Annotated in this window: 1 protein-coding gene; it reads left to right on the top strand. The window is 62.2% G+C overall.

Annotated elements, in window-relative coordinates; translation table 11 throughout:
- The first annotated feature begins 2 nt into the window (after positions 1 to 2).
- Positions 3 to 257, top strand: a complete 255-nt coding sequence (gene fdxA / locus KVS67_RS11925; protein ID WP_368669066.1) for a ferredoxin — start codon at positions 3 to 5, stop codon at positions 255 to 257.
- Positions 258 to 278: the final 21 nt, after the last annotated feature.

The following is a 278-nucleotide window of genomic DNA, read 5'->3' on the forward strand; positions in this document are numbered from 1 at the left end:
GCATCTACGAGGGCGAACGCTCGCTCTACATCCACCCCGACGAATGCGTCGACTGCGGAGCCTGCGAACCGGTCTGCCCCGTCGAGGCCATCTACTACGAAGACGACCTGCCCGACGAATGGTCTGACTACTCCAAGGCCAACGTCGAGTTCTTCGACGAGTTGGGTTCTCCCGGAGGAGCCGCGAAGACCGGACCGACGGGCTTCGTCCATCCCCTCATCGCCGCATTGCCCATCCACCACGAGCAGACCCTCTGAGAAGGGGTTTCCGATTGATCC

It is taken from the genome of Micrococcus sp. GbtcB5 (assembly GCF_019091605.1).
Taxonomy (GTDB): Bacteria; Actinomycetota; Actinomycetes; order Actinomycetales; family Micrococcaceae; genus Micrococcus; species Micrococcus luteus.